Genomic DNA, 24,440 nt, shown 5'->3' on the forward strand with positions numbered 1-24,440 from the left:
GTCCGGACGCGCGTTTGGCGCGTGTCCGAAGCAGTGACCTTGCGAAGCATAGCCAAACCGTGGCGGCTTGGCCATCCGCCCCGTCAGACGCAGCGCTTCACCCGTACGCCGCCCACGAGCACGGTGGTGCAGCGGACCGCCGGATGGCACGCTTCTCTAGCGTGCCGCGAACGGCGCCAGCACGTCCTTGCAGGCAGGTGACAGCGACGCGGCGTTGCTGGCGATGCACTGCACGATGCGGCCGCCGCCAGGCGCTACGCCGGCGCACAGCGTGCGGATGTCGGCACCGCAGGCGGAGCGGACGATGAACAGCTCTTCGCGCGGCCGCAGCGGGCGCAACGCGATCACGGCGGGCGCGGCTGCCGGTGCTGCCGCCGCCGCGGGAGCCGCGCCCGGAGGTGCCGCCGTTGCTGCCGTGCCACCGCCGCCGGCCGCGGCGCTCACGGCCTTCTCGCAGGCCGGCGAAACCTTTGCCTTGTTCTTCTCGAGGCATTCGAGCGCAGGCGCGCCGCCTGGCGGCACGCTGGCGCACACCTTGGGATAATCGGCGCGGCACGCGCTCTTGACGGCAGCGACCTGCGCGCTGCTCGGCTGTTTGGCTGCCGCGTCCTTCGGCGCTGCTCCAGATGCCGGCTTTGCGGCGGGGGCGGTTTCAGCCTTCGGCGCGGCAGGCGCGGCCTCCGCCTTGGGTGGAGCCTCTTTGGGTGCAGCCTCGGTCTTCGGCGCCGCAGCAGGCTCGACGGCGCGGACCGCGGTTTGGCATCCCGAGGACAGGCTGGACATGTTCTTCTGCAGGCATTGATAGGCTTCCACGCCGCCGGGCGTGACGCTCGCGCAGTGCGCCATGAAATCCGAGCGGCATGCGGAGCGGATCGCGCTCTTTTGCGCCTCGGTCGGCGCTTGTGCGAATGCGCCTGCTGCAGTTGCGAAGAGAGCCGCCGCCAGCAACGCCCCGCGTGCCGACGCATGTTTCAACGTGTTGAACATCCGAGTATTCCTGCCCTGTCGGCAACGCCGACAATTTTTTCAAATGTGATGCAAACAATCGTCGCGGGTGATGCCGCGCGCGACATCATTGGCCGCCGCGACCTCTACCGCAAGTAGATATTGGCTTTGCAATTGCGACGTAACTACGTCGTCAGAGCTTGATCATCCGCTTGCCGCGGTTCTCGCCCGCCAGCAATCCGACCAGCGCCTTCGGCGTGTTCTCGAGGCCGTCGATGATGTCCTCCTGCACCTTCAGCTTGCCGGATGTGACCCAGGCCTGGAGGTCGGCGAGCGCTCGCTGACTCTCTTTCATGTAGTCCATCACGATGAAGCCTTGCATGACGAGCCGCTTCACCACGATCAGGCCGGGCACGCCGCGCGGGCCGTGTGCCGAGGGCGCGCCGTCATATTGCGAGATCGCACCGCAGCAGGCGATGCGGCCGTAATTGTTCATCTGCGGCAGGCAGGCTTCGAGAATGTCGCCGCCGACATTGTCGAAATAGACATCGATGCCCTTCGGAGCCGCCGCGCGCAACGCCTTGAACACCGCGCCGTCCTTGTAGTCGACGGCGGCATCGAAGCCGAGTTCGGAGGTCAGCCAGCTGCACTTGTCGGCGCCGCCGGCGATGCCGATGACCCGGCATCCCTTGATCTTCGCGATTTGCCCGACGATCGAGCCGACCGAGCCCGCGGCCGCGGAGACCACGACCGTCTCGCCCTCTCTGGGCTTGCCGATCTCCAGCAGGCCGAAATAGGCGGTGAGGCCGGCAATGCCGAACACGCTGAGCAGATGCGTCATCGGCTCGAGCTTCGGCATCTTGGTGAGATGCTTGGCGGGCACTGTCGCCAACTCCTGCCAGCCGGTGTCGCCGAACACGATGTCGCCCGGCGCAAGCTCCGGCGCCTTCGAGCTGATGACCTCGGCGATGGCGCCGCCGGCCATCACGCTGTTGGCCTCCACCGCTGAACGATAGGTCGCGCCGTGCATCCAGGCGCGGTTGGCGGCGTCGAGCGAGATGTAACGCACGCGCAGCAAGGCCTCGCCGTCCTTCGGCTCGGGCACCGCACCTTCGACCAGCTTGAAGTGCTCGGGACCGAGCTTGCCGCTGGGCTTTTCCACCAAAAGAATCTGACGATTGATGCTGCCGCTCATGATGTTTCCCCTCGGTCGTTTGACGATTATTGATGCAGCGGCCGCAAGAAAAACGTGCAAGCCGCTTTCGTTGTGCGCTGCATGAAGGCTAGATCGCGGGCGCCAGTTTCGCAACGGGAACATCCGCCCGACGATCGCACGCCAAGCGTGTTGCGCAGTCGTCAGATCTGCGACATCATGAAGCGGTCGGTGTAGCGGGGGTGTTCAATGTCGAACAGGTTTACGCAATTCATTCTGGTGGCGATGGTGCTCGGCATCATCATGGGCGCGGCGATCTACAATTTCCTGCCCGACACGCGGGGCGACTGGGCCTCGTCCATCAACCTGATCGCCGTGATTTTCCTGCGCCTGATCAAGATGATCATCGCGCCGCTGGTATTTGCGACCCTGGTCGGCGGCATTGCTCATATGGGCTCGGGCTCCAAGCTCGGCCGCATCTTCGCCAAGACCATGGGCTGGTTCGTCAGCGCCTCTTTCGTCTCGCTGATGCTCGGCCTCGTGATGGTCAATCTGCTCCAGCCCGGCGCGAATTTCCCGGGTACGCTGCCTGACAAGGCGCAGTCGACCGGCCTGCCGGTTTCCGCCTTCTCGATCGAAAAATTCCTGACCCATCTGATCCCGACCTCGATCGCGGATGCGATGGCGCAGAACGAGATCCTGCAGATCGTGATCTTCGCCGTGTTCTTCTCGGTGGCGATGGGCTCGATGCCCGAGCGCTCCAAGCCGATCCTGGCGCTGATCGACGACATCGGCCACATCATGCTCAAGGTGACGGGCTATGTGATGCTGTTCGCGCCGTTCGCGGTCTGGGCCGCCATCACCGCGACGGTTGCCAAGAACGGCCTGCTAGTGCTCTGGAAGCTCATCGTCTTCATGGGTGGCTTCTATCTCTCGCTCGCGCTCCTGTGGGGCATCCTGGTGGTCGTGGGCTTCATCGTGATCGGGCCGCGCTACGCCCATCTGCTGAAGCTGATCCGCGAACCGCTGATGATCGCGTTCTCCACCGCGAGCTCGGAAGCGGCGTATCCGAAAACTCTGGAGGGGTTGAACAAGTTCGGCGCCTCGTCGCGGATATCGAGCTTCGTGCTGCCGCTCGGCTATTCCTTCAATCTCGACGGCACGATGATGTACTGCACCTTCGCGAGCGTCTTCATCGCGCAGAGCTATCACATCGACATGCCGCTCGGCACCCAGCTCGCGATGCTGGCAACGCTGATGATCACCTCGAAGGGCGTGGCCGGCGTGCCGCGCGCCTCCCTCGTGGTGATCGCCTCGACGCTCTCGCAGTTCGGCATCCCCGAGGCGGGGCTGTTGATGATCATGGGCATCGACACCTTCCTCGACATGGGCCGCAGCGCCACCAACGTGATCGGCAACACGCTCGCGACCTCGGTCGTGGCCAAGTGGGAAGGCGAGCTCGGGCCCGAGCACGAGCTTGAACCTGGCGATGCCGTGCCGGGGGACATGATCCCCGGCGAAGTGCCTGCGATGGCCGGCCATTGATCGGAGTGCATCATGCGCCTTTCAATGGCGATATCGGGCGGCCTGTTGCTGGCAGCGTGCCTGCTGGCCACGGGTGCCTCCGCCCAGACCGGTGGCAGCGAAGGGCTTAGCCCGACGCTGTCGGCGATCAAGACCGCGCACACCGTGCGCCTCGGCTATCGCGAGAGCTCGCCGCCGTTCTCCTTCCTCGACCAGGCCAACCGGCCGATCGGCTACAGCCTCGAGCTTTGCGAGGCTATTGTCGAGGAGATCGGCGTCGAGGTCGACGATCCCAATCTGAAGATCGCCTACGTCAAGGTCACCTCCGATGACCGCATCGACGCCGTGCTCCAGAACAAGATCGACCTGGAATGCGGCTCGACCACGGCCAATGCCGAGCGCGGCAAGCGCGTCGCCTTCTCGCCGCTGATGTTCGTCGCCGGCACCAAGCTGATGGTGCCGAAGGCGTCCAGCGTCCAGTCACTGACTGATCTGAAGGGCAAGACCGTCGTGGTGACGAAGGGCACCACCAACGAGCAGGCGATCCAGGCGGCCGACAAGAAGTCATCGTTGGGACTGACCATCGTTGTCGGTGCCGATCACGAACAGTCATACCAGATGCTCGTCGACGGCAAGGCCGATGCGTTCGCGACCGACGACATCCTGCTGTCCAGCCTGATCGTGCGTCACAAGGCACAGGACAAGTTCCGCGTCACCGGCGATTACCTGTCCTACGACCCCTACGGCATCATGTTCCGCAAGGGCGAACCGCAACTGGCGGCGGTGGTCGATCGCACTTTCCGCAAGCTCGGCTCCAACCACGACCTCGTTCCGCTCTACAACAAATGGTTCACCGCACGGCTTCCGACCGGCGAACGGCTGAACGTGCCGATCTCGCTGCAGCTGGAGGAAGCCTTCAAGGCGATGGACGATTCCGCGAGCGCGAATAACTAGCGCCTGTGCGACGAACGAAAGTGTGCCCTCTCCCTTACCGGGGGAGAGGGCGCAGCAACGAGCAGCGCGCGCTCACGTGCCGGCGGGCACCTGGTCCAGAAATCCCGTGATGCTCCTGATACGGCCGTCCTTCAGCACGGCGAAATCCGTACCCTTGATCGGGCTGTCGATGCCGTCAGGACCAAGGCCCCAACTGAAGCGGACATGGTCGCCGTAGCCGTTGGGCTCGCCGATCAGCTTGAATTTGAAATCGGGGAAGCGCTGCTGCACGCCTGCGATCAGCGCATCGACGCCGTCATGGCCGTCGCCCTTCATCAGGGGATCGACATAGCTCGCATCCGCCGTCCAGTTCTGGCTCAGCAGTTCGCGCCGGCGGTCAGCTGCACGTTCGTTCCAGAGATCGATGTAGCGGCGAGCGATGGTGATGGGATCGGTCATTGTCGTCTCCTTCGATGGCGCCGTGTCGTTCGGCTGACATGATTATCGAAGGTTTGCGCGCGCTGATCGATTACCTCGGAGGTCATGCGCATGATGCGGGAAAGTGTGAAGCGGTTTCCCGATCGGATCATGCGCCGACAAGCGCGCGCAAATGTTTGTCGCGAACTTACTTGGCCGCCGTGACCATGATTTCGACGGTGTATTGTGCCGCCGCGAGCTTGGCTTCGACGGTGGCGCGTGCCGGCGTGTTGCCGGGCGAGACCCAGGCGTCCCACACCGCGTTCATCTCGCCAAACGTCTTCATGTCGGTGATGTAGATCGTGGCCGAAAGAAGTTTGGACTTGTCGGTGCCGGCCTTGGCGAGATGGCTGTCGATAGTCGCCAGAATGTCCTGGGTCTGCTTCGTCACGCTTTCGCCGGCGGCGTTGTTGGCGACGACACCGGCGAGATAGACTGTGTTACCGTGCACGACGACCTGGCTCATGCGCGGGCCGGTTTCAAGACGCTGAATGCTCATTGGGGGTCTCCTTTGAATGGCGGCCCTGTCTAGCGCAGCGGCTTGCCCTGTGCCACCCCAGGCACGCATGCGTTGCCGGGCACGCATGCGTTGCCAGGCACGCATGCGTCATCGGCGATGCCTGAGTTGCACTTCAGGGAAACTGGCCGAAGAACGTCCAGATCGTTTCGGCTGCGTCGATGTCGCCGTTCTGCGACCCGAGCAAGCTGGCGGCGACCTTCGGGAAGCGGGCATCCGGAGAAAATCCGGGCATGCGATGACCGCCTTGATTGATGCGATAAAGCACGACGTCGTGCCCTTCAGGACAGCGCGAGGAGATCCGCGTCACCGTGGACTGGTCTGCTGGCGCCCTGTCGGGCAAATCGGTCATGTCGGCATTATCGGTCTCGCAGCCGTTGAGCTTGCGCCAGAACGCAAGCGTCTCGTCGGTGGACCAAAAACTGTCTGCGGCATAATAGCTCGATCCGCGGCCGCCTTCGTAGGGGACCAGCGGATCGGCCGTGCCGTTCATCAGCAGCATCGGCAACGGCCGCGACGGATGGCACGTGACAGCGGTCTCATCAGTGAGGTTCATGCTCACGCTCGCGCCGGCAGCAAACAGATCGGCTCGGGCGCAGACCAGCGTCATTGCCATGGCGCCGCCATTGGAGATGCCGGTGACATAGACGCGGCGAGGATCGGCGGTGCCGTTCGCCACCAGCTTCTCGACGAGCTTTGCGATGAAGGCGACGTCGTCGGTACCCGCGGGCGGGCCACGGAGCGCCGGTCCTGCCTTGGTCCTCGCATCGGCCCATGCGTGGTTGAGGCCATCAGGAAAGACCACCGCAAACCCTTCGCGCTTTGCGACCTGCGGCCACGCTGTCCGCGTCATCATGTCGGCTCCGCGCTGCGTCTTGCCGTGCAGCACGACGACGAGCGGCACGAGCCGCTTCGACGGCAGTTGCACAGTGTAGGACCGCTTCACACCGTCAATATCGATCGTATCCGCGGACGCAGCCGAGGCAGCGGCTAATGCCGCAACAAACGCCCCGATGCGCAGCCGCGGCCGCATCATCTAGCCCACGGCCTTCGCCGCGGCCCGGCCCGCATTGCGGCCCGAGAACAGGCAGCCGCCGAGGAACGTGCCTTCCAGCGAACGATAGCCGTGCACGCCGCCGCCGCCGAAGCCGGCGGCTTCGCCGGCTGCATAGAGGCCGGGGATGACGCTGCCCTCCTCGCCGAACACGCGCGAAGAGAGGTCGGTCTCGAAACCGCCGAGCGTCTTGCGGGTGAGGATGTTGAGCTTGACCGCGATCAGCGGCCCTTGCGCGGGATCGAGGATGCGGTGAGGGGAGGCGGTGCGGATCAGTCTGTCGCCGATATAGCGCCGCGCATTGTGAATGTTCATCACCTGCGCATCCTTGACGTAAGGGTTGGCGATCTCTCGGTCGCGCGCCTCGATCTGCATCCTGATGTGCTCGAGCTTGAGGAGGTCGCTGCCGGCCAGCTTGTTCATGGCCGCAACGAGATCCTCGATCTTGTCGCGCACGATGAAGTCGACACCATGGCTTTTGAACGCTTCCACCGGCGCCGGCGCGCCCTTGTTGGTGGCGCGCTTGATGGTCATACGCCAGCTCTTGCCGGTGAGGTCGGGATTCTGCTCCGAGCCCGACAGCGCAAACTCCTTCTTGATGATGCTCTGGGTCAGGATGAACCAGGAATAATCGTAGCCGGTGGACATGATGTATTGGAGCTGGCCGAGCGTGTCGGAGCCGGGAAACAACGGCGCCGGCAGGCGCGTGCCGGTGGCGTCGAACCACATCGAGGAGGGGCCGGGCAGGATGCGGATGCCGTGGCGCGGCCAGATCGGTGACCAGTTCTGGATGCCTTCGACATAATGCCACATGCGGTCGCGGTTGATCAGCCGCGCGCCTGCTTTCTCGGTGATGCCGATCATGCGGCCGTCGACATGCTCGGGCACGCCGGAGATCATGAATTTCGGCGGCGCGCCGAGTCGCTTCGGCCAGTTCTGCCGCACCAGCTCGTGATTGCCGCCGATGCCGCCGGACGCCACGATCACGGCTTGGGCCTTCAACGCAAACTCGCCGACAACATTGCGCGACGAACTCTTGCCGCGCTCGACATTGTCGGGGGCGAGAATGGCGCCGCCGACGCCATCCACCGTACCGTTGGTGATCGAGAGCGCATCGACGCGATGGCGGAACCGAAAGCTCAGCCGGCCGCTTCTGACCGCCTCGCGCGCCCGGCGCTCGAACGGCTCGACGATGCCGGGCCCGGTGCCCCAGGTGACATGAAAGCGCGGCACCGAATTGCCGTGGCCCATCGCGTCATAACCACCGCGCTCGGCCCATCCGACCACGGGGAAAATGCGATGGCCCATCGCTCGCAGCCATGCACGCTTCTCGCCGGCCGCGAACGCCACATAGGCGTCGGCCCATTGCCGCGGCCAGAAATCCTCGTCGCGGTCGAAGCCGGCGGTGCCGAGCCAGTCCTGCATCGCGAGGTCGAAGGAGTCCTTGATGCCGAGCCGGCGCTGCTCCGGCGAATCGACCAGGAATAATCCGCCGAACGACCAGAACGCCTGGCCGCCGAGCGACTGCTCGCCCTCCTGGTCGACCACGATTACGCGCTTGCCGGCGTCCGCGATCTCGGTTGCGGCCACCAGGCCCGACAGTCCTGCGCCGACAACGATGACGTCAGTCTCTTCAGCCATCTGTTCGGCCATATGTTTCCCCCTCCATGTGTTTCGCCCTCCACAGGTTCCTCCCTGTAGTTGCCCGGATTGAAGCCGGCGGTTGCAACTGAGATCAAGAGGACGGCGCGTAAGACATCGTTAACTTGTTCCACTTCGGGAAAAAGACCGGCTGAGTGCAGCGCCGGCGCAACACTGGATTTGAATTTGTTTTGAGCGAGCCGGCATGCCTAGACAAAACCGCGGTTACGACGGACCCTAGCAGGGCATCACCACCTGACACACAGATTCGAATTCGACTGGGGCGGGGGCCAATGAAGTTTCTGACGGGGTTGCTTGCGGCGGTTCTCCTGATCGCGAGCATGGGCGCTTCTCACGCGGTGGTTCGGATCGCGGATGACCGCGGCGGCCGGATCGGAACCTACGTCGACAAATACCAGGACCTGCGACAGTCGGGCGATACCGTCATCATCGACGGTCTCTGCGCCTCTGCCTGCACCATCGTCCTCGGCGCCATCCCGCCTGACCGCATCTGCGTGACGTCGCACGCCACACTGGGCTTCCACGCCGCGTGGGATTTCGGCAGCAACGGCCGCGCCGTCACCAATACCGAAGCGACCCAGATGCTCTATGCGATGTATCCCTCGCAGGTGAAGCGCTGGATCAATCAGCGCGGCGGCCTCACCCCGCATATGCTCTTCCTGAAGGGCCGGCAGCTCCAGGCTATGTACAAGCCTTGCTACCTCGACGCGCAGGCCTCGGCCAACAAGCCATCGTCGCGGTAGGCCGCGGCAGTCATTCGCCTTTCACTAATCTGTCGTCATGGCCGGGCTTGTCCCGGCCATCCACGTTCTTGGGCCCGGCTGGAAAGTCCGTGGATGCCCGGGCCTTCGCCTCGCGGAAGCGGCTTCGGCCGCGCAAGCCCGGCATGACGGAGAACCTCCGTATCACAAGTTCTCCAGCCCGCCCGCCGCGCTTGCCCGGCCCGGTCCCAGCGCCTATTTGAAAGGCAGGGAACCCTTCACCCCGATCGTTGTCATGGCTCAACCACTGCACCCTACCCATCCTGTATCGGACAATTCGCCCACTGCCGGCCGGACGCCGTTCGTGCTGCTGTTGGCAGGTGCTGGCGTCGGCGGCCTGGTCGTGCTCGGCGCGCTCGCGCTCTGGTTCCACTACGGCAGCCAGGTGTTCTTCGAAATGATCAGGACCGGTCTTGCCGCCTGCTTCTGACACGCGACAGGAAGTTTTCCGCTCATGAGCCCTACCGCCCGTCCGCTGGTGATCGCGACCGCCTTCGCCGCAAGCCTCGTCCTCGGGCTGCTGATCGTATTCTGGGCCATGGGCGGGGTCGGCAAGGTGGCGCAGCCGGCCGCGATCGGCGGCCCGTTCCAGCTCACCGACCAGAACGGCAAGACCGTCACCGACAAGAACCTCAAGGGCAAGCCGACCCTGATCTTCTTCGGCTACACCCATTGTCCCGACGTCTGCCCAACCTCGCTGTTCGAGATCTCGGAAGTGCTGCGCGCGATGGGCAAGGACGCCGACAAGGTCAATGCCGTCTTCATCTCGGTCGATCCCGAGCGCGATACGCCGGCCGCGATGAAGGATTATCTGTCGAGCTTCGACCCGCACCTCGAAGGGCTGAGCGGCGATCCTGCCGAGACCGCCAAGGTGATCACCTCCTACCGGGTCTATGCCAAGAAGGTCCCGACCAAGGACGGCGACTACACCATGGACCACACGGCGCTGATCTATCTGATGGATCGCGACGGCCGCTTCGTCTCGCCGTTCAACCTGAAGCGCACGCCGGAAGAAGCCGCAGGGGAGTTGAAGCGGTATCTGTAGGCTTCCCTATTGACCGCAATCCGCGCTCGCGTTCCCGGCCGGATGGGCTATAAGGCCCTCCGATCCCAACGAAAATCGTTCATTTCAGCCGATGGCTCCATCGCAACAGGCGAAATCGTCCAAATCCGCCCGTGGCTTGCTGACCGGGCTGATCGTCGGCGTCTGCGCGCTCGCTGCTGCGCCGTCCGCGCAGGCGCAGGCCCCGGCCAAGCAGCCCCCAACGGCGCCGCAAGCCTCACCTCAGGTCGCGCCGCAAGCCGCCCCGCAGGCGGTGCCGGGTTTCTGGGACCCGCGGCGGCGGCCGGAGCGGCCGGACCTGTCGCGCCTGACCGTGATCCGTTTCCTGACCGAGACCGACTATCCGCCGTTCAACTACACCGGCGCCGACGGTAATCCGGCCGGCTTCAACGTCGACTTCGCGCGCGCGCTGTGCGAGGAGATCAAGGTCACTTGCACGGTGCAGATGCGGCGCTTCGAGACGCTGGTCGATGCGCTCGCCTCCAACCGGGGCGATGCCATCATCGCCTCGATGGCGGTGAGTCCGCAGCTCCGCGCCCGGGTCGACTTCACCGATCCCTATTACCGCGTGCCTGCGCGCTTTGCTTCGCGCAAGGACGCGGTGATGCCGGAGATCCGGCCCGAATATCTCGAAGGCAAGAAGGTCGGCGTCATCGCCGGCTCCGCGCATGAGGCCTATCTCAAGGCCCTGTTCACCGACGCCGAGCTGCACCCTTATCCCAACGACGACGCTATGCGCGGCGCCTTGCGCAAGGGCGAGGTCGATTTCATCTTCGGCGACGCCATCGCGCTCGCGTTCTGGATCAACGGCACGGATTCCGGCGATTGCTGCGCCTTCTCCGGCGGCCCCTTCGTCGAGAGCCGTTTCTTCGGCGAGGGCATTGGCATCGCCGTACGCAAGGGCAACGACGTGCTGCGCCAGGCCCTGAACTGGGCGATGTTCCGCGTCTGGGAGAAGGGCCGCTACACCGATCTGTGGCTGCGGTATTTCTCGGTGAGCCCGTTCTAGTCCCAGGCGCCGTTGCCAATTCCTCATCCTGACGAGCTTGCGTAGCAAGCGTCTCGAAGGATGACGGCCCCGCTGGTGGCCGGGCCCTTCGAGACCCGCGCTTCGCGGGCACCTCAGGATGAGGATATGTCGTATCCGCGACACCGGCGCATTAACCGTCCGCTCATCCTTTTCGTCAAAATAGCACCGCTCTGGCCGCAGCGTCGCTCGCGGAGCGGCCTTCCGCGTGGTGAAATCGAGCTTCGGCTTCGAGTGGTGTGATGCGTAACATAATGATCTTCGCGGCGATCATGATCGGCCTCGGCACCTTCATGGCGCAGATGGCGGACAGGATGAGCTCCGCCTCGGCGACGTCGGTGCCGCGTACGGTCGCAGTCGCGTCCACCGCGGCGGCCGGCGGCCGCAGCCTCAACATCCCCCGCGACGGCCGCGGCCACTTCCAAACCGAGGGCCGGATCGAAGGCCAGCGCATCGGCTTCATGGTCGACACCGGCGCCTCCGTGGTCGCGCTGAACGAGACCTCGGCCGCCCGCTTCGGCCTGCGTCCCTCGCGCAGCGATTACAACGCCACCGTCTCCACCGCCAACGGCACCATCAAGGCCGCGCGCACTCGCATCGCCATGCTCGATGTCGGCGGCCTAATCGTGCGCGACGTCGATGCCATGGTGCTGCCCGACGAAGCACTGTCCGAGAACCTGCTCGGTCTCTCCTTCCTCTCCCGCCTCAGGCGCTTCGAATACGCCAACGGTCAGATGGTGCTGGAGCAGTAAAGGTCCTCCCAAAGGCGACGGCGACACATATTTCAAGAAAATCTCTATTTCGATCGCTCTCGCGGACAGATTTCCCCGTTACCAAACTGCCGCAATTATCATCCATAAGCTGCCATTCCCGCCTTCCGCTGCAGCCCGGCATTCGCTAAGGCTGCATCAAATCCTGGCTCTTTTTTCACGAGACCGTCTCAATGTTCCCCAAGCCGAAATCCGTGTTGCTGCCCAACACCTATGCCTTCGAATCCGAGCCGATGGTGAAGGCCACGGGCTTTCGCGAATACGACGCGCGCTGGCTGTTCCAGAAGGAAATCAACCTGATGGGAATCCAGGCGCTCGGCATGGGGCTGGGCGCGCTGATCGCAGAACTCGGCGTCAGCCAGGAGATCGTCACCGGTCATGATTTCCGCGGCTATTCGGCCTCGATCAAATATGCGCTGATCTCCGGCCTGATGGCAGCAGGCTGCAAGGTGCACGACATCGGGCTCGCGGTGACGCCGATGGCCTATTTCGCGCAGTTCGACCTCGACGTGCCCTGCTGCGCCATGGTCACGGCCTCGCACAACGACAATGGCTGGACCGGCGTGAAGATGGGCGCCAACCGCCCGCTGACCTTCGGTCCCGACGAGATGACGCGGCTGAAGGAGATCGTGCTGGGCGCCGAGTTCAAGAACAAGGCCGGCGGCTCCTATCAATTCCACGAGAATTATCCGGCGCGCTACATCGCCGATCTCACCAGCCGCCCGAAGCTCAAGCGCAAGCTCAAGGTTGTCGCGGCCTGCGGCAACGGTACCGCCGGCGCATTCGCGCCGCAGGTGCTGGAGGCGATCGGCTGCGAGGTGATCCCGCTCGACACCGAGCTCGACCACACCTTCCCGAAATACAATCCGAACCCCGAAGACATGGAGATGCTGCACGCGATCCGCGACGCGGTGCTGCAGCACAAGGCCGATGTGGGTCTCGGCTTCGACGGCGACGGCGATCGCTGCGGCGTCGTCGACAACACCGGCGAGGAGATCTTTGCCGACAAGGTCGGCGTGATGCTGGCGCGCGACATGTCCGCGATCCACAAGGACGCGCAGTTCATCGTCGACGTGAAGTCGACCGGCCTGTTCATCACCGATCCGGTGCTGCAGAAGCAGGGTGCAAAAACCACCTACTGGAAGACCGGCCATTCCTACATGAAGCGCCGCACCCATGAGACGGGTGCGCTCGCCGGCTTCGAGAAGTCCGGCCACTTCTTCTTCAACAAGCCGTATGGACGCGGCTATGACGACGGTCTCGTCTCGGCGCTGGCGATCTGCGATATGCTTGACCGCGCCCCCGGCAAGTCGATGGCCGATCTCAAGAACGCGCTGCCGAAGACCTGGTCGTCGCCGACGATGTCGCCGCATTGCGCCGACGAGACCAAATACGGCGTCATCGACAAGGTGGTGAAGCACTTCGAGGCCTTGCAGGCCAAGGGCGCCAAGATCGGCGGCCAGTCGATCCGCGATCTCGTCACCGTCAACGGCGTCCGCGTCACGGTCGAGGACGGCAGCTGGGGCCTGGTGCGTGCCTCCTCCAACAAGCCCGAGCTCGTTGTCGTGGTCGAGAGCCCGGTCTCCGAGCAGCGCATGCACGACATGTTCGAGATGGTGAACAGCGTGCTGCGCACCCATCCCGAAGTCGGCGAGTACAATCAGAAGATTTGAGGCGCGAGGCTAGTCTCACCTGCTGTCATGCCCCGGCTTGACCGGGGCATCCAGTACGCGGCTTATCCGAACCCCATCATCGTCTCTGGAATACTGGATCGCCCGGTCAAGCCGGGCGATGACAGTTTGCGTGTGGTGAGCCTTAAGCCGCAACCACAGCCGGGATCGGCAGCGCGGTGACCGACTTGATCTTCTCCATCGCGAAGCGCGAGGTGACGTTCTTCAGCGGCACGGCGCTGATCAGTTTCTTGTAGAACACGTCATAGGCCTGCATGTCCGCGACGACGACGCGCAGCATGTAATCGACGTCGCCGGCCATGCGATAGAACTCCATCACCTCAGGCATGGCGCTGACGGCGTCGGCGAACCTCTTGAGCCAGGCGTCGGAATGGTCGGAGCTCTCGACCGACACGAACACGGAGATGCCGAGCCCGATCTTGTTCTGGTCGACCAGCGCCACCCGCTTGGTAATCACGCCGTCGGCCTCCAAGCGCTGGATGCGCTTCCAGCAGGGGGTCGAGGACAGGCCGACGCGGTCGCCAATCTCGGCGACGGAGAGGGAGGCATCGTCCTGCAGCACCATCAGAATCTTGCGGTCGATGGCGTCGAGGCGGCGGCTGGTCTCGGGGAGTGGGACGGCGAGATCGGTCATTTGAAGAACTTTGTTCCATTTCAAGGGACGTTTTCCCTGATATAGAGAAAATCTTTCTATAGCAAGTCTATAATCTTGGCGCCCGCTCCAACGTCGCCGCCGGCGACGTGCTCAAAAGCTCTTCAACTTCAACGCGTTGCGGGGCGGCCAGGCCGCCACCAGGACGGGTGCATTTCAGCGCCGCGGCGGCCGCGGCGAATCGCAGCGCCTGCCGCACGCCGCCACCTTCGGCGAAGCGAAGCGTGAAGGCGCCATGGAAGACGTCGCCGGCGCCGAGCGTATCGACGGCCTGAACCGGGAAGGCCGGCGTCTGCTCCAATGCGCCGGTCTCGTTCAGCCAGATCGTGCCATACGGACCGCGGGTGGCGGCGAGGAAGGCGGGCGTGAGCGCGGCCAGGCGCTTCAATGCCGCGCCGTCATCGGGGATGCCGGCTGTCTCCTGCAACTGGTCACTGGCGAACAGCAGATGTGAGGCGGCCGTGAGCAGGCTGTCCTGCAACGACATCGCGCGGTCGACGCCGACGATGACGGCAATGCCGCGCCGGCGTGCCTCGGTGCAGAGCGAAGTTGCGAACGCGGCGCAGCGGCTTTCGACGAGAACCGCCCGGCAATCGGCGAGCAGCTTGTCGGCGTCGGGCAGCTCGACTGTCCACAGGGCCGGATCGCGATAGATCGTGAGCGTTCGCTCGCCCGTCGCGTCAATGATGATGGCAGAGACGGGCGTGCTCGCATCAGGTATGCGCACGATATGGCTTGTGTCGATATTTTCGGATGTCATGCGGTCGAGAATGAAGCCGCTCGACGTCTCCTGCGCATCGCCCATCGGACCTGCGAACGCGACGCGGCCACCAAGCCGAGCGATAGCGATCGCGGCATTGAGTGCGTTGCCGCCGCAAATCTCCGCGAGATGCCTGGCATTCGCCTTGCTGCCGCGCGCGGGCACGGTTTCGACACGAAAGGTCAGGTCGCGCACGGGAATGCCGATGCAGAGGATGCGCGGCGCGATCCCTGGTGCAGCCATCTCCGTCTCAGCTCTTGTCGTGCACCCAGCGGCCGAGCAGGTGATGCGCAATCGCAAACGGATGCGGGCCGGCGAGCCCGTCAGGATGCGTCCGCGTCAGCATCAAGGCCGCCTCCTCGCGCGTGAACCAGCGCGCATCCTCCAACTCGGAGTGATCGACGACGATGTCCTCGCTCACCGCCCGCGCGCTGCACCCGATCATCAGCGACGACGGATAGGGCCAGGGCTGGGTCATGTAATATTGCACCTCGGTGCAGCGAATGCCGGATTCTTCGAAAATCTCGCGGCGCACCGCGTCCTCGATGGTTTCGGCGGCCTCGACGAAGCCGGCGAGGCAGGAATACATGCCCGGCGGAAACTGCTTCTGGCGGCCGAGCAGGCATTTGTCGCCGGCGGCGACGTGCATGATCACGACAGGGTCGGTGCGCGGGAAATGCTCGGCCTTGCAACTCGGGCACTCCCGCTTCCAGCCGCCTTCCTTCATCGCGGTACGCGTGCCGCAATTGGCGCAATAGCCGTGGCGCTGATGCCAGCTCACCATCGACTTCGCCATCGCGATCGCCGACAGCTCCTGCGGCGGCACCGCGCCCTGCATCGCCATGCCGCGCAGCTCGCTGAGGGCGTAGTCCTCGCGCCCGATCAGCTTCTCGGACGCGGCCTGCGACAGGCCCATCCCGAACATCGCGGCGCCGCCGCGCAAGCCTAAGAAGATCGTGCCGGGATTGGCGCCGCATTTCAACGCCTCGTCGATTCCGAGCAGCGCGCGCACTTTGTCGCCCTCGCGCTTCACCAGCAGTGAGTCGCGATAGACCACATAGGCGCGCGACGACGGCTTCTGCTCCATCGCGAACAGCTTTTCGTCGTCGCGGCGCAGATGCGCGGCGCGGTCGAGAATGTTGGTGACGAAGGCGGGTTGTCCCAGTGGAAACGAGTCGAATGCTGACATTTCTTGTTCTTTCAACCCAACCAGATCTTGCGGCGAAGCGCGCTGATGAAACTCTGCACCTCGGTGGCGTCGTGCGCCAAGGGCTGCATCACGCCCCAGACCGGCCGCGGCCAGGCGGCGTCACTGGTGCGGCGCGCGATGATGTGGACGTGAAGCTGCGGCACGAGGTTACCGAGTGCCGCGATGTTGAGCTTGTCGCATTGGGTGATCTCCTTCAGCGCGCGCGAGACGCGGGAGATCTCCGTCATCAATTGCGCCTGCTGCACCTCGTCGAGGTCGATGATCTCCACCGCGTCGGCGCGTCGCGGCACCAGCAGCAGCCAGGGATAATGCGCGTCCTTGATGACCAAGACCTTGCACAGCGGCAAATCGCCGATGTCGATAGTGTCCTCTTTCAGGCGGGAGTGCAGCGACCAGGCGGGTTCGGACATAAAGGTTTCCGGATGGCCCGATGGGATCGGGCATGGCGGGGCGGAACCCCTGAATATTTGCTGCGACCATACGATACGGAATCTGATTGGGGAAGGATGGCGCTCCGCAGAGGCGGCATACGCGATCGTCGTCCTGGACAAGCGCAGCGCCGATCCAGGACCCATTACCATCGGATTGGGTTTGGCGAAGATTCGGGGTTACCGACCTCGTGCCGCAACTTCTCTTTGGGGCAATGGGTCCTGGCTTTCGCCAGGACGACGGTGGGGGCGTGCCTTTACCCCTCCGCCAACACCCGCGCATTGGCGCGGACCGAGGCTTCGCTGACGCGGATGCCGAGGCCGGCACCGTCCGGCACCACGACGTGGCCGCCGCGATTGGCGACGCGCTCTTCCAGCACGTCCTCGGTCAGCACATGATGCGGCATGTAGAATTCGCAGCCGAGCGAGATGCCCGGCGTCGCGGCGATCAGCTGCGTGCCGGCGGCAAGCCCGATGCCGCCCTCCCACAGCGTGCCGCCATAGCCGGGCAGGCCCGCGATGTCAGCGATCGCCATGATCGCCTGCGCCTCGAACAGGCCGCCGGCCTTCATCAGCTTGATCGAGACGGCATCTGCCGCCTCGCGGCGCACCACCTCCATCATGTCGCGGCGGTCGAAACAGCTTTCGTCGGCGAGCACCGGCGTTTCCAGCGCCGCGGTGAGCTGCGCCATCACGTCGAGAAATTTGCGCGGCACCGGCTGCTCGATGAAGGTCGGCGCAAACTGCTCGATATCGCGCAGGATTTTGATGGCGCCGAACGGCGCCAGCGCCTGGTTGTAATCGACGCGTAGATCGACCTTGTCGCCGAATTCTTTCCGGATCGCCGCGAGATGATCGAGATCCTCGCGATGCGGCTTCACGCCGGTCTTGACCTTGTAGATCAAATTGCCGTCCGGAACCATCTTCCGCATGCGTTCGAGATCGGCGGCGAAATCCGGATCGGCGATCGAGAACGACAGCGGGATCGTGTCGCGTACGCGCCCGCCGAGCAGGTCGGCGACCGAAAGTCCCGACGACTTGCCGACGATGTCGAGCAGCGCCATCTCGATCGCGACCTTGGCTTCGGCATGTCCGACCAGCGCACGATCGAGCTCGGCCATCAGCGCGCGGATGCGGCGCACCGACTTGCCGAGCACGATTGGCCGCAAATAGATGTCGAGCGCGGCGAACGCCGCTTCCGGCGTTCCCGTGAACACTTCCCATGGTGCCGCCTCGCCCCAGCCGATCACGCCGTCGCTCGACGTGAGCTCCAGCAGCACGCGCTTCACCGTACCCTTGACGTTGCCGACGCCCTGGAGGCGCGCCATCTTGATCGGGCTCTCGATCAGGAACAGCCTGAGACGTTCGATGGTGGCTTCGGTCATGTCAGGCCTCCATTGACGTGCCAGACCTGGCCGGTGACGTAGGATGCTTTTGGGGATGCCAGGAAGGCGATGATCTCGGCGACTTCCTCCGGTCGCCCGCGGCGGCCCATCGGGATCAGCGTCTCGGTCGCGGCGATCTGCTCGGGTGTAAGCCGGCTTTCGCTGGGCTTGTCCTTGACGATCAGGCCCGGCGCGACGGCGTTGACGGTGATGCCCTCCCTGGCGAGCTCGACTGCGGTGAGCCGCACCAGCGCTTCGAGCGCGGAGCGGCTCGCGGCCGTCGCTGCAAAGGGCGCGAACTCCGGCCGGATCGCGTGAGCGACGAACGACGACACCGCCACGATCCGCGAATCTCGCCCTGCACGCAGCAGCGGCAGCGCGGCGTCCACCAACCGTGTGAACGCCAGCGCCGACTCGTCCATTGCCTTGCGGAACTGATCCGCCGGCGTACCGATGGCGCTGCCGCGCCGGGCATGGCCGCCGATCAGGATCAATCCGTCGAGCCGGCCGAAGGCACGTTGCGTAGCGGCGACGGTGTCGGTGGCCGCGGTCTCCTCGGCGAGATCGCCGAGGCATTTTGCGACGATCGCGCCTTGCGCTTCGGCTTCCGCCGCCGTGGCGTCGAGGCCGGCTGCGTTGGAGCGCGTGTGCAGCAGCAGCGCAGTGCCGGGCCCCGCGAGCAGTTTTGCGGTGGCGCGGCCGATGCCGCTGGCGGCGCCGGTGACAAGATAGACGCGATCGATTTCGGACATCACGATGCCGTTGTAACCGGCGGCAGCGCGCCGGTGCGGTGGAAATGGCTGAGGAACGCGCGCGTCGCTCCTTCCTGCGGATTGTCGATCACCTGTCGCGCCGGGCCTTCCTCGACCACGACGCCGTCGCGCATGAAGATCAGACGGTCGGCGACTTCGCGGGCAAAGGCGATCTCGTGGGTGACGATCACCATGGTCATGCCCTCCGACGCCAGCTGCTGCATGACGTTCAAGACCTCGCCGACAAGCTCGGGATCGAGCGCGGAGGTGACCTCGTCGAACAGCATCACGTCCGGCTCCATGGCGAGCGCCCGCGCAATCGCGACGCGCTGCTTCTGTCCGCCGGAGAGCGTTGCCGGATATTGGTCGGCCTTCTCTGCAAGGCCCACCTTCGTGAGTTGGGCCCGCGCCAGCTTCTCGGCGTCCGCCTTGGCCATGCGCCGCACCGTGACCGGTCCCTCCATCACGTTCTGCAGCGTCGTCATGTGCGGGAACAGATTGAAATGCTGGAACACCATGCCGGTGGTGGTACGGAATTTGGCCAGCGTCTTCACATCGGGGAGCTTCGTACCCTCGCCGAACGAAAAGCGGGTGTCGCCGACGCGAACGCTGCCGCCGTCGGGCGTCACCAGGAGGTTGATGCAGCGGAGCAGCGTCGACTTGCCGGAGCCGGACGGGCCGATCAGCGCCACGACGCCGCCCTTCGCGACATCCAGGCTGATGCTCTTCAAAACCTCGTTGCTGCCAAAGCTTTTGCGCAGCGCCCGGATCTCGATCTTGGAAGAGGTGTCGCTCATTCGCCGACCGCCAGTCGCTTCTCGCCGCGCCGGACCATGATGGTCAGGGGGATCAGGATCGCCGCATAGGCGACCGCGACGGCGGTGTAGGTTTCCAGCGGACGGTAGCTGTCATGGGCGGCGACCTGGCTCTGATAGACCAGATCAGGCACCGCCAGCACCGAGACCAGCGAGGTGTTCTTGAACTGGATGATCGACTGGTTCATCAGCGCCGGGATCATGCGCTTGATCGCCTGCGGCAGCACGATGCGCCGCATGCTCTGTCCCGGGGTCATACCGAGCGCGGCACCGGCTTCGGACTGGCCGCGGTCGATCGAGATGATGCCGCCGCGGATGATCTCCGAATAGAACGAGCCGCCATAGAGCGACAGCGCCAGCGCCGACGCCGTGATTGGGGTCATCTCGACACCCGCCAGGATCGGCAGCGCGTAATAGAACCAGATCAGCTGCACCAGGATCGGCGTGCAGCGGAACGCCTCGATGAAGGTGAGCGCGAGCAGGCGCACCGCGCGAAAGCGCGACAGGGTGCCGAACGCGCCGAACAGGCCGAAGACGAGGCCAAGCACGACGATGACCACGGTGAAGCCTACGGTGACGCCGAGCCCGTTGAGAAAGAGCCAGCGATAGCTCCAGAGGATGCCGAAGTCCCACTGATACATGCGTGTGTTACTCGTCGAACGCCTTGACCGCCGGCATTGTCGTCCGGGGCGATGCGAAGCATCGAGCCCGGAATCTCGAGATTCCGGGTTCGCCCTTTGGGCGCCCCGGAATGACAGTGGAAGACTACAGCGAAACGCCCGGCGGAATGTCCGCCTCGGTCACGCCCACCAGCTCCATGTTGGTGATGATGGCGTTGCGAATGAAGCCGAGGCCTTTGTTGAAGTCGATCCAGGTGTTGACGTAGTCGCGCCAGGTCTTGTCGGTCTCGCGGCGGAAGCCGGCGTTCGACGTGGTAGCAAAGATCGGCGTCGGCAGCACGAACTGGCCCAGCGAGGGATTTTTCTTCAGCACCGTGAGCGACAGCATGGTGATCAGGCACTGCGCGTCGACGCGGCCGGTCTGGAGCGCGGCGGTGGCGTCGTCGGCGGTCTTCAGCCGCGAGATCTGCGCCTTCGGCGTCAGGCGGCTCACGACTTGGTCGTGCGAGGAGCCCTGGTCGACCGCGATCTTGATGTCGGGCGAGTTCAGCTCGGCCCAGCTCTTCGGCTTGAAGTCCTTCTTGCAGAGGATGCCGAAGGCGTTGTTGAAGACCGGCACCGAGAAGTCGACCACCAGCGCGCGCTTCGGGGTCGGGTTGAGGCCGAAGAAGATGTCGATCTTGTTGGACTGCAGGTCGAGCACCGAATTGCCCCAGGTGGTCTCGGTGATCTCGAGCTCGGCCTCCATGTCCTCGGCGAGCGCCTTGGCGATGTCGACGTAAAAGCCTTTCCACTGGCCGGTCGAAAGATCCTTCATGTAATAGGGCGCGCCGCCGCCGACCGCGCCGATCCGCATCTTCTTGGTGCGGCGGATGCGGGCGAAGGTCGATTCGTTGGTATCGGCGGTCTGCGCCACGGCAGGGGAGGCCAGCGTCGCCGCGCCAATCGCGCCAAGTCCGACAATCGATGCAACATCACGACGTGTAACCATTGGGATCAATCGCTTTTCTGTTGGAAGAAGTTCCGGCAGCGTTCTTACCAAGGCGCCTCCGGCAGTGAAAGCACAGCCTATCGGCTGGGCAGACCAGGAATTGCCCGGATGCTGGGCAAGCCACCATGAAGCCGCGCCTGTTCAAGCCGATACCCGCTTGCTTTCCGGTCCTTTTGGCCCCAAATAGGGGCCGGGAGATTGGCGGTGGACGAGCCACTCGCCAACCGGGTCAGGTCCGGAAGGAAGCAGCCCTAACGAGGTCCGGATCGGGTCGCTCGTCAGTCTCCTACCTGTTTTTCCGAGCGAATTGCGCCGGCGGCTCGGGCCGCCAGCGCGCTCCTTTCCGCAAAGCCGGCCGAAAGACACTTCATTGCGGATCGACCGATGACCGACGCTGGCGCCCCTCCCAACCCTGACAGCGCCGGCCGGGCCAGCACGCCCTACCGGGTGCTGGCGCGGAAATACCGTCCTTCCTCGTTCGACGATCTGATCGGCCAGGAAGCCGTGGTCCGCACCGTCTCAAATGCGTTCGAGACCGGTCGCATTCCGCAGGCCTGGATTCTCACCGGCGTCCGCGGGGTCGGCAAGACCACCACTGCGCGCATCCTTGCCCGCGCGCTCAACTACGAGATGCCGGATGGCTCGGTGAAGGGCCCGACGGTCCAGATGCCGACGCTCGGCGTGCATTGCCAGGCCATCATGGAAAGCCGGCACATGGACGTGCTGGAGATGGACGCGGCCTCGCACACCGGCGTGGACGACGTCCGTCAGATCAATGACAGCGTCCGCTACGCGCCGGCCAGCGCCCGCTACAAGGTCTACATCATCGACGAAGTCCACATGCTGTCGACGGCGGCGTTCAACGCCTTCCTGAAGACGCTGGAGGAACCGCCGGAGCACGCCAAGTTCGTGTTCGCAACGACCGAGATCCGCAAGGTTCCGGTCACGGTGCTGTCGCGCTGCCAGCGTTTTGACCTGCGCCGCGTCGAGGCCGACGTGCTGATGAAGCATCTGGCCAACATCGCGGCCAAGGAAAACGTCGAGATCGAGCCCGAAGCACTAGGTATCATCGCACGCGCCGCGGAAGGCTCGGTGCGCGATTCGCTCTCGCTGCTCGATCAGGCGATCGCGCATGCGGCAGGCACCGTGAAGGCCGATGCCGTCAGGCAGATGCTGGGGCTCGCCGACCGCACCCGTGTCATCGATCTTTTCGATTCTCTGGCGCGTGGCGACATCGCGTCCGCGTTTAGGGAGTTCCGCGACCAGTACGACGTCGGCGCCGATCCGATCGTCGTGCTCTCGGATCTCGCCGAATTCGTCAATTTCGTCACCCGCGTGAAGATCGTGCCGGCGACCGCCGACAACGTCGCCTATGGCGAGACCGAGCGCGTGCGCGCGCGGGATTTCGCCTCGAAGATCTCGATGCGCGTGCTGTCGCGGATGTGGCAGATGCTGCTCAAGGGCATCACCGAGGTGCAGGCCGCGACGCGGCCCGCCGCAGCCGCCGAGATGGTGCTGGTGCGCATCGCCTATGTCGCCGACCTGCCGACGCCTGACGAAGCGATCAAGATGCTGGAGCAGAACGGCGGTGGTTCGCCGGTCGTGAGCGGCGGCAGTGCCGCGCGCAACGCGCCGGCCGGGCCGGTGGCGTCCGCGGCTCCCGTTCGCATGCCGAATTCGTCACCGTCCTCGTTCGGCGGCGGTGGTGCTCGTCCGCAGATGGCAACACCCGCGCCGGATCCGCAAGCTGCCACGCCCGTGTTGCGCGTCACGAGCTTCACCCAGCTCGTTGCCCTGGCCGGGCAGAAGCGCGACCTCCTGACCAAGGGCGCGCTCGAAGGCGACATGCGCCTCGTTCGTTTCGAGGAGGGCCGGCTGGAAGTCGCGCTCGAGCCGAACGCCTCCAAGACCATGATTTCCGATCTCGCGCGAAAATTCGAGCTCTGGACCGGGCGCCGCTGGACCGTGATCGTCTCCAACGAGCCGGGCCAGCCGACGCTGCGCTCGGTAAGCCAGGCGGCCAAGCAGGAACATGCGCGCACCGCCGAGGCCGATCCGCGCGTGCGCGAGGTGCTGTCGCGGTTTCCGGGTGCGAAGGTCGTCGAGGTCCGCAGGCTTGCCCCCGAGGCGCCGGAATCCGATATTAACGCCGACTATGGCAGTGACGATCCGCCCGACGGTTCCGACGGCGACGATCTCTAGAGCATGATCCGGAAAAAGCGTGCAGCGCTTTTCCGACTGGATCACGCTCAAAACAATCAGCGAAGGCGCGACGATGAGTCATCGCGCCAACCAAGGACAGCACCGATGGTCGATATTTTCGGCATGATGAAGCAGGCGCAGCAGCTGCAATCCAAGATGCAGGAGATGCAGGACCAGCTCGCCAACGTCGAGGTCGAGGGCATCTCCGGCGGCGGGCTCGTCGCCGTGCGCATGACCGCGAAGATGGACGTCAAGGGCGTCAAGATCGATCCTTCGCTGATGAAGGCGGAAGAGCGCGAGGTGCTCGAGGATCTGCTCGTCACCGCCTTCGGCGAGGCCCGCCGCAAGGCGGAAGCCGCCATGCAGGAGAAGATGCAGTCGCTCACCGGCGGGCTCGGTCTGCCGCCGGGGCTGTCGGGGCTGTTCGGCCAGTAGGATGGGCGCTGTTGCGGGTCCTGAAATCGAGCGGCTGGTCCAGCTTCTCGCGCGGCTGCCGGGCCTCGGTCCGCGCTCGGCGCGGCGCGCCGCGTTGCATCTGATCAAGAAGCGCGAAGCGCTGATGATACCGCTGTCCTCGGCCATGCAGGTCGCGCTCGAGAAGGTCCAGGTCTGCAAGACCTGCGGCAACATCGACACGCAAAGTCCCTGCACGGTCTGCACCGATCCGAGGCGCGACCCCTCGATCATCGTCGTCGTCGCCGACGTTGCCGATCTCTGGGCGCTGGAACGGGCCAATGCCACTCAAGGGCGCTATCACGTGCTGGGTGCGACATTGTCGCCGCTCGACGGCGTCGGCCCGCAGGACCTCACCATCGAGGCGCTGGTCGCGCGCGCGCATGAGGCACAGGTGCATGAGGTCATCCTGGCGCTGAATGCCACCGTCGACGGCCAGACCACGGCACATTACATCACCGACCTGCTTCAGGACGCCAACGTAAAAGTAACCCGGCTCGCCCATGGTGTGCCGGTCGGCGGCGAGCTTGATTATCTCGATGAAGGTACGCTATCGGCCGCGATGCGGCAGCGCACCCTGTTCTAGCCATCCAGA

26 protein-coding genes and 1 other RNA gene are annotated in these 24,440 nt (G+C 64.6%); 12 read left to right on the plus strand and 15 right to left on the minus strand.

Translation table 11 applies throughout. The annotated features are described in order from the left end of the window. Positions 1-156: 156 nt before the first annotated feature. Entirely contained in the window at positions 157-987 is an 831-nt protein-coding gene (locus tag IVB42_RS20910; protein ID WP_247299211.1) for a cysteine rich repeat-containing protein, read from the minus strand. Positions 988-1,138: 151 nt separating this feature from the next. After that, positions 1,139-2,140 carry an NADP-dependent oxidoreductase gene (locus tag IVB42_RS20915; protein ID WP_018452994.1) on the minus strand — a complete coding sequence of 334 codons (1,002 nt, stop codon included), beginning with the start codon at positions 2,138-2,140 and terminating at the stop codon, positions 1,139-1,141. 207 nt (positions 2,141-2,347) lie between these two features. Here IVB42_RS20915 and IVB42_RS20920 point away from each other — a divergent pair, with 207 nt between their 5' ends. Both IVB42_RS20920 and IVB42_RS20925 read left to right on the plus strand, forming a co-directional pair. Then, a complete protein-coding gene (locus IVB42_RS20920; RefSeq protein ID WP_027569994.1) occupies positions 2,348-3,643 on the plus strand; it encodes a dicarboxylate/amino acid:cation symporter in 1,296 nt (431 codons plus the stop codon). 12 nt (positions 3,644-3,655) lie between these two features. Beyond that, on the plus strand, positions 3,656-4,576 hold the full coding sequence (locus IVB42_RS20925) for an amino acid ABC transporter substrate-binding protein (RefSeq protein ID WP_026232434.1): 921 nt from the start codon (positions 3,656-3,658) through the stop codon (positions 4,574-4,576). Between the two features lie 72 nt (positions 4,577-4,648). On the opposite strand, the gene IVB42_RS20930 is transcribed toward IVB42_RS20925, so the two are convergent. The 4 genes from IVB42_RS20930 to IVB42_RS20945 form a co-directional block, all read right to left on the minus strand. Beyond that, positions 4,649-5,014 carry a nuclear transport factor 2 family protein gene (locus tag IVB42_RS20930; RefSeq protein WP_018452997.1) on the minus strand — a complete coding sequence of 122 codons (366 nt, stop codon included), beginning with the start codon at positions 5,012-5,014 and terminating at the stop codon, positions 4,649-4,651. Positions 5,015-5,180: 166 nt separating this feature from the next. Beyond that, positions 5,181-5,531 (minus strand): RidA family protein, encoded by a 351-nt coding sequence (locus tag IVB42_RS20935; protein WP_007599359.1) that lies wholly within the window; start codon positions 5,529-5,531, stop codon positions 5,181-5,183. A 133-nt stretch (positions 5,532-5,664) separates the two neighbouring features. Then, entirely contained in the window at positions 5,665-6,585 is a 921-nt protein-coding gene (locus IVB42_RS20940; protein ID WP_204512766.1) for a PHB depolymerase family esterase, read from the minus strand. Continuing rightward, a complete protein-coding gene (locus tag IVB42_RS20945; protein ID WP_026232436.1) occupies positions 6,586-8,244 on the minus strand; it encodes an FAD-binding dehydrogenase in 1,659 nt (552 codons plus the stop codon). It lies immediately after the preceding gene. Positions 8,245-8,537: 293 nt separating this feature from the next. Here IVB42_RS20945 and IVB42_RS20950 point away from each other — a divergent pair, with 293 nt between their 5' ends. From IVB42_RS20950 to IVB42_RS20975, 6 genes are all read left to right on the plus strand, one after another. Then, a complete protein-coding gene (locus tag IVB42_RS20950) occupies positions 8,538-9,008 on the plus strand; it encodes a hypothetical protein (RefSeq protein ID WP_018453000.1) in 471 nt (156 codons plus the stop codon). A gap of 253 nt (positions 9,009-9,261) precedes the next feature. Then, entirely contained in the window at positions 9,262-9,456 is a 195-nt protein-coding gene (locus IVB42_RS20955) for a hypothetical protein (protein WP_247471218.1), read from the plus strand. Between the two features lie 24 nt (positions 9,457-9,480). Continuing rightward, positions 9,481-10,071: an SCO family protein gene (locus tag IVB42_RS20960; RefSeq protein ID WP_018453003.1), complete on the plus strand. Its 591-nt coding sequence runs from the start codon at positions 9,481-9,483 to the stop codon at positions 10,069-10,071. Between the two features lie 91 nt (positions 10,072-10,162). Then, a complete protein-coding gene (locus tag IVB42_RS20965; protein WP_018453004.1) occupies positions 10,163-11,098 on the plus strand; it encodes a transporter substrate-binding domain-containing protein in 936 nt (311 codons plus the stop codon). Between the two features lie 260 nt (positions 11,099-11,358). Continuing rightward, positions 11,359-11,868, plus strand: coding sequence for a TIGR02281 family clan AA aspartic protease (locus IVB42_RS20970; RefSeq protein WP_026232438.1), 510 nt, complete (start codon positions 11,359-11,361; stop codon positions 11,866-11,868). Between the two features lie 191 nt (positions 11,869-12,059). Continuing rightward, positions 12,060-13,559, plus strand: coding sequence for a phosphomannomutase/phosphoglucomutase (locus tag IVB42_RS20975; RefSeq protein ID WP_018453006.1), 1,500 nt, complete (start codon positions 12,060-12,062; stop codon positions 13,557-13,559). Positions 13,560-13,701: 142 nt separating this feature from the next. Here the strand turns inward: IVB42_RS20975 and IVB42_RS20980 are convergent, their stop codons facing one another. The 9 genes from IVB42_RS20980 to IVB42_RS21020 form a co-directional block, all read right to left on the minus strand. Further along, the gene (locus tag IVB42_RS20980) at positions 13,702-14,211 is read right to left on the minus strand and encodes an Lrp/AsnC family transcriptional regulator (protein WP_018453007.1); all 510 of its coding nucleotides are present in this window, start codon (positions 14,209-14,211) and stop codon (positions 13,702-13,704) included. A gap of 67 nt (positions 14,212-14,278) precedes the next feature. Further along, positions 14,279-15,232 (minus strand): sugar kinase, encoded by a 954-nt coding sequence (locus tag IVB42_RS20985; protein WP_018453008.1) that lies wholly within the window; start codon positions 15,230-15,232, stop codon positions 14,279-14,281. A gap of 7 nt (positions 15,233-15,239) precedes the next feature. Next, complete coding sequence (gene nudC, locus IVB42_RS20990) at positions 15,240-16,178, minus strand: NAD(+) diphosphatase (RefSeq protein ID WP_018453009.1); 939 nt, start codon at positions 16,176-16,178, stop codon at positions 15,240-15,242. Positions 16,179-16,189: 11 nt separating this feature from the next. After that, entirely contained in the window at positions 16,190-16,609 is a 420-nt protein-coding gene (locus tag IVB42_RS20995; RefSeq protein ID WP_018453010.1) for an HIT family protein, read from the minus strand. A gap of 275 nt (positions 16,610-16,884) precedes the next feature. Then, positions 16,885-18,012: a muconate cycloisomerase family protein gene (locus IVB42_RS21000; RefSeq protein WP_018453011.1), complete on the minus strand. Its 1,128-nt coding sequence runs from the start codon at positions 18,010-18,012 to the stop codon at positions 16,885-16,887. Next, positions 18,009-18,764 (minus strand): SDR family oxidoreductase, encoded by a 756-nt coding sequence (locus tag IVB42_RS21005; protein WP_018453012.1) that lies wholly within the window; start codon positions 18,762-18,764, stop codon positions 18,009-18,011. Before IVB42_RS21005 ends, IVB42_RS21000 begins: the two co-directional genes overlap by 4 nt. Next, positions 18,764-19,561, minus strand: a complete 798-nt coding sequence (locus IVB42_RS21010; protein WP_018453013.1) for an amino acid ABC transporter ATP-binding protein — start codon at positions 19,559-19,561, stop codon at positions 18,764-18,766. Before IVB42_RS21010 ends, IVB42_RS21005 begins: the two co-directional genes overlap by 1 nt. Then, positions 19,558-20,220, minus strand: a complete 663-nt coding sequence (locus IVB42_RS21015) for an amino acid ABC transporter permease (protein ID WP_018453014.1) — start codon at positions 20,218-20,220, stop codon at positions 19,558-19,560. The genes IVB42_RS21010 and IVB42_RS21015 overlap by 4 nt, the downstream gene beginning before the upstream one ends. 124 nt (positions 20,221-20,344) lie before the next feature. After that, complete coding sequence (locus IVB42_RS21020) at positions 20,345-21,190, minus strand: transporter substrate-binding domain-containing protein (protein ID WP_018453015.1); 846 nt, start codon at positions 21,188-21,190, stop codon at positions 20,345-20,347. A gap of 193 nt (positions 21,191-21,383) precedes the next feature. On the opposite strand from IVB42_RS21020, the gene ffs reads away from it, so the two are divergent. From ffs to recR, 4 genes are all read left to right on the plus strand, one after another. Next, positions 21,384-21,480, plus strand: an RNA gene (gene ffs / locus IVB42_RS21025) — signal recognition particle sRNA small type. Positions 21,481-21,574: 94 nt separating this feature from the next. Continuing rightward, positions 21,575-23,392, plus strand: coding sequence for a DNA polymerase III subunit gamma/tau (locus IVB42_RS21030; protein ID WP_018453016.1), 1,818 nt, complete (start codon positions 21,575-21,577; stop codon positions 23,390-23,392). A gap of 105 nt (positions 23,393-23,497) precedes the next feature. After that, a complete protein-coding gene (locus tag IVB42_RS21035; RefSeq protein WP_007597704.1) occupies positions 23,498-23,827 on the plus strand; it encodes a YbaB/EbfC family nucleoid-associated protein in 330 nt (109 codons plus the stop codon). 1 nt (position 23,828) lies between these two features. After that, positions 23,829-24,431, plus strand: a complete 603-nt coding sequence (recR, locus tag IVB42_RS21040) for a recombination mediator RecR (RefSeq protein WP_018453017.1) — start codon at positions 23,829-23,831, stop codon at positions 24,429-24,431. The last annotated feature ends 9 nt before the right edge of the window (positions 24,432-24,440 follow it).

Origin of the sequence: Bradyrhizobium sp. 45 (assembly GCF_023073155.1) — a bacterium.
GTDB lineage: Bacteria > Pseudomonadota > Alphaproteobacteria > Rhizobiales > Xanthobacteraceae > Bradyrhizobium > Bradyrhizobium canariense_D.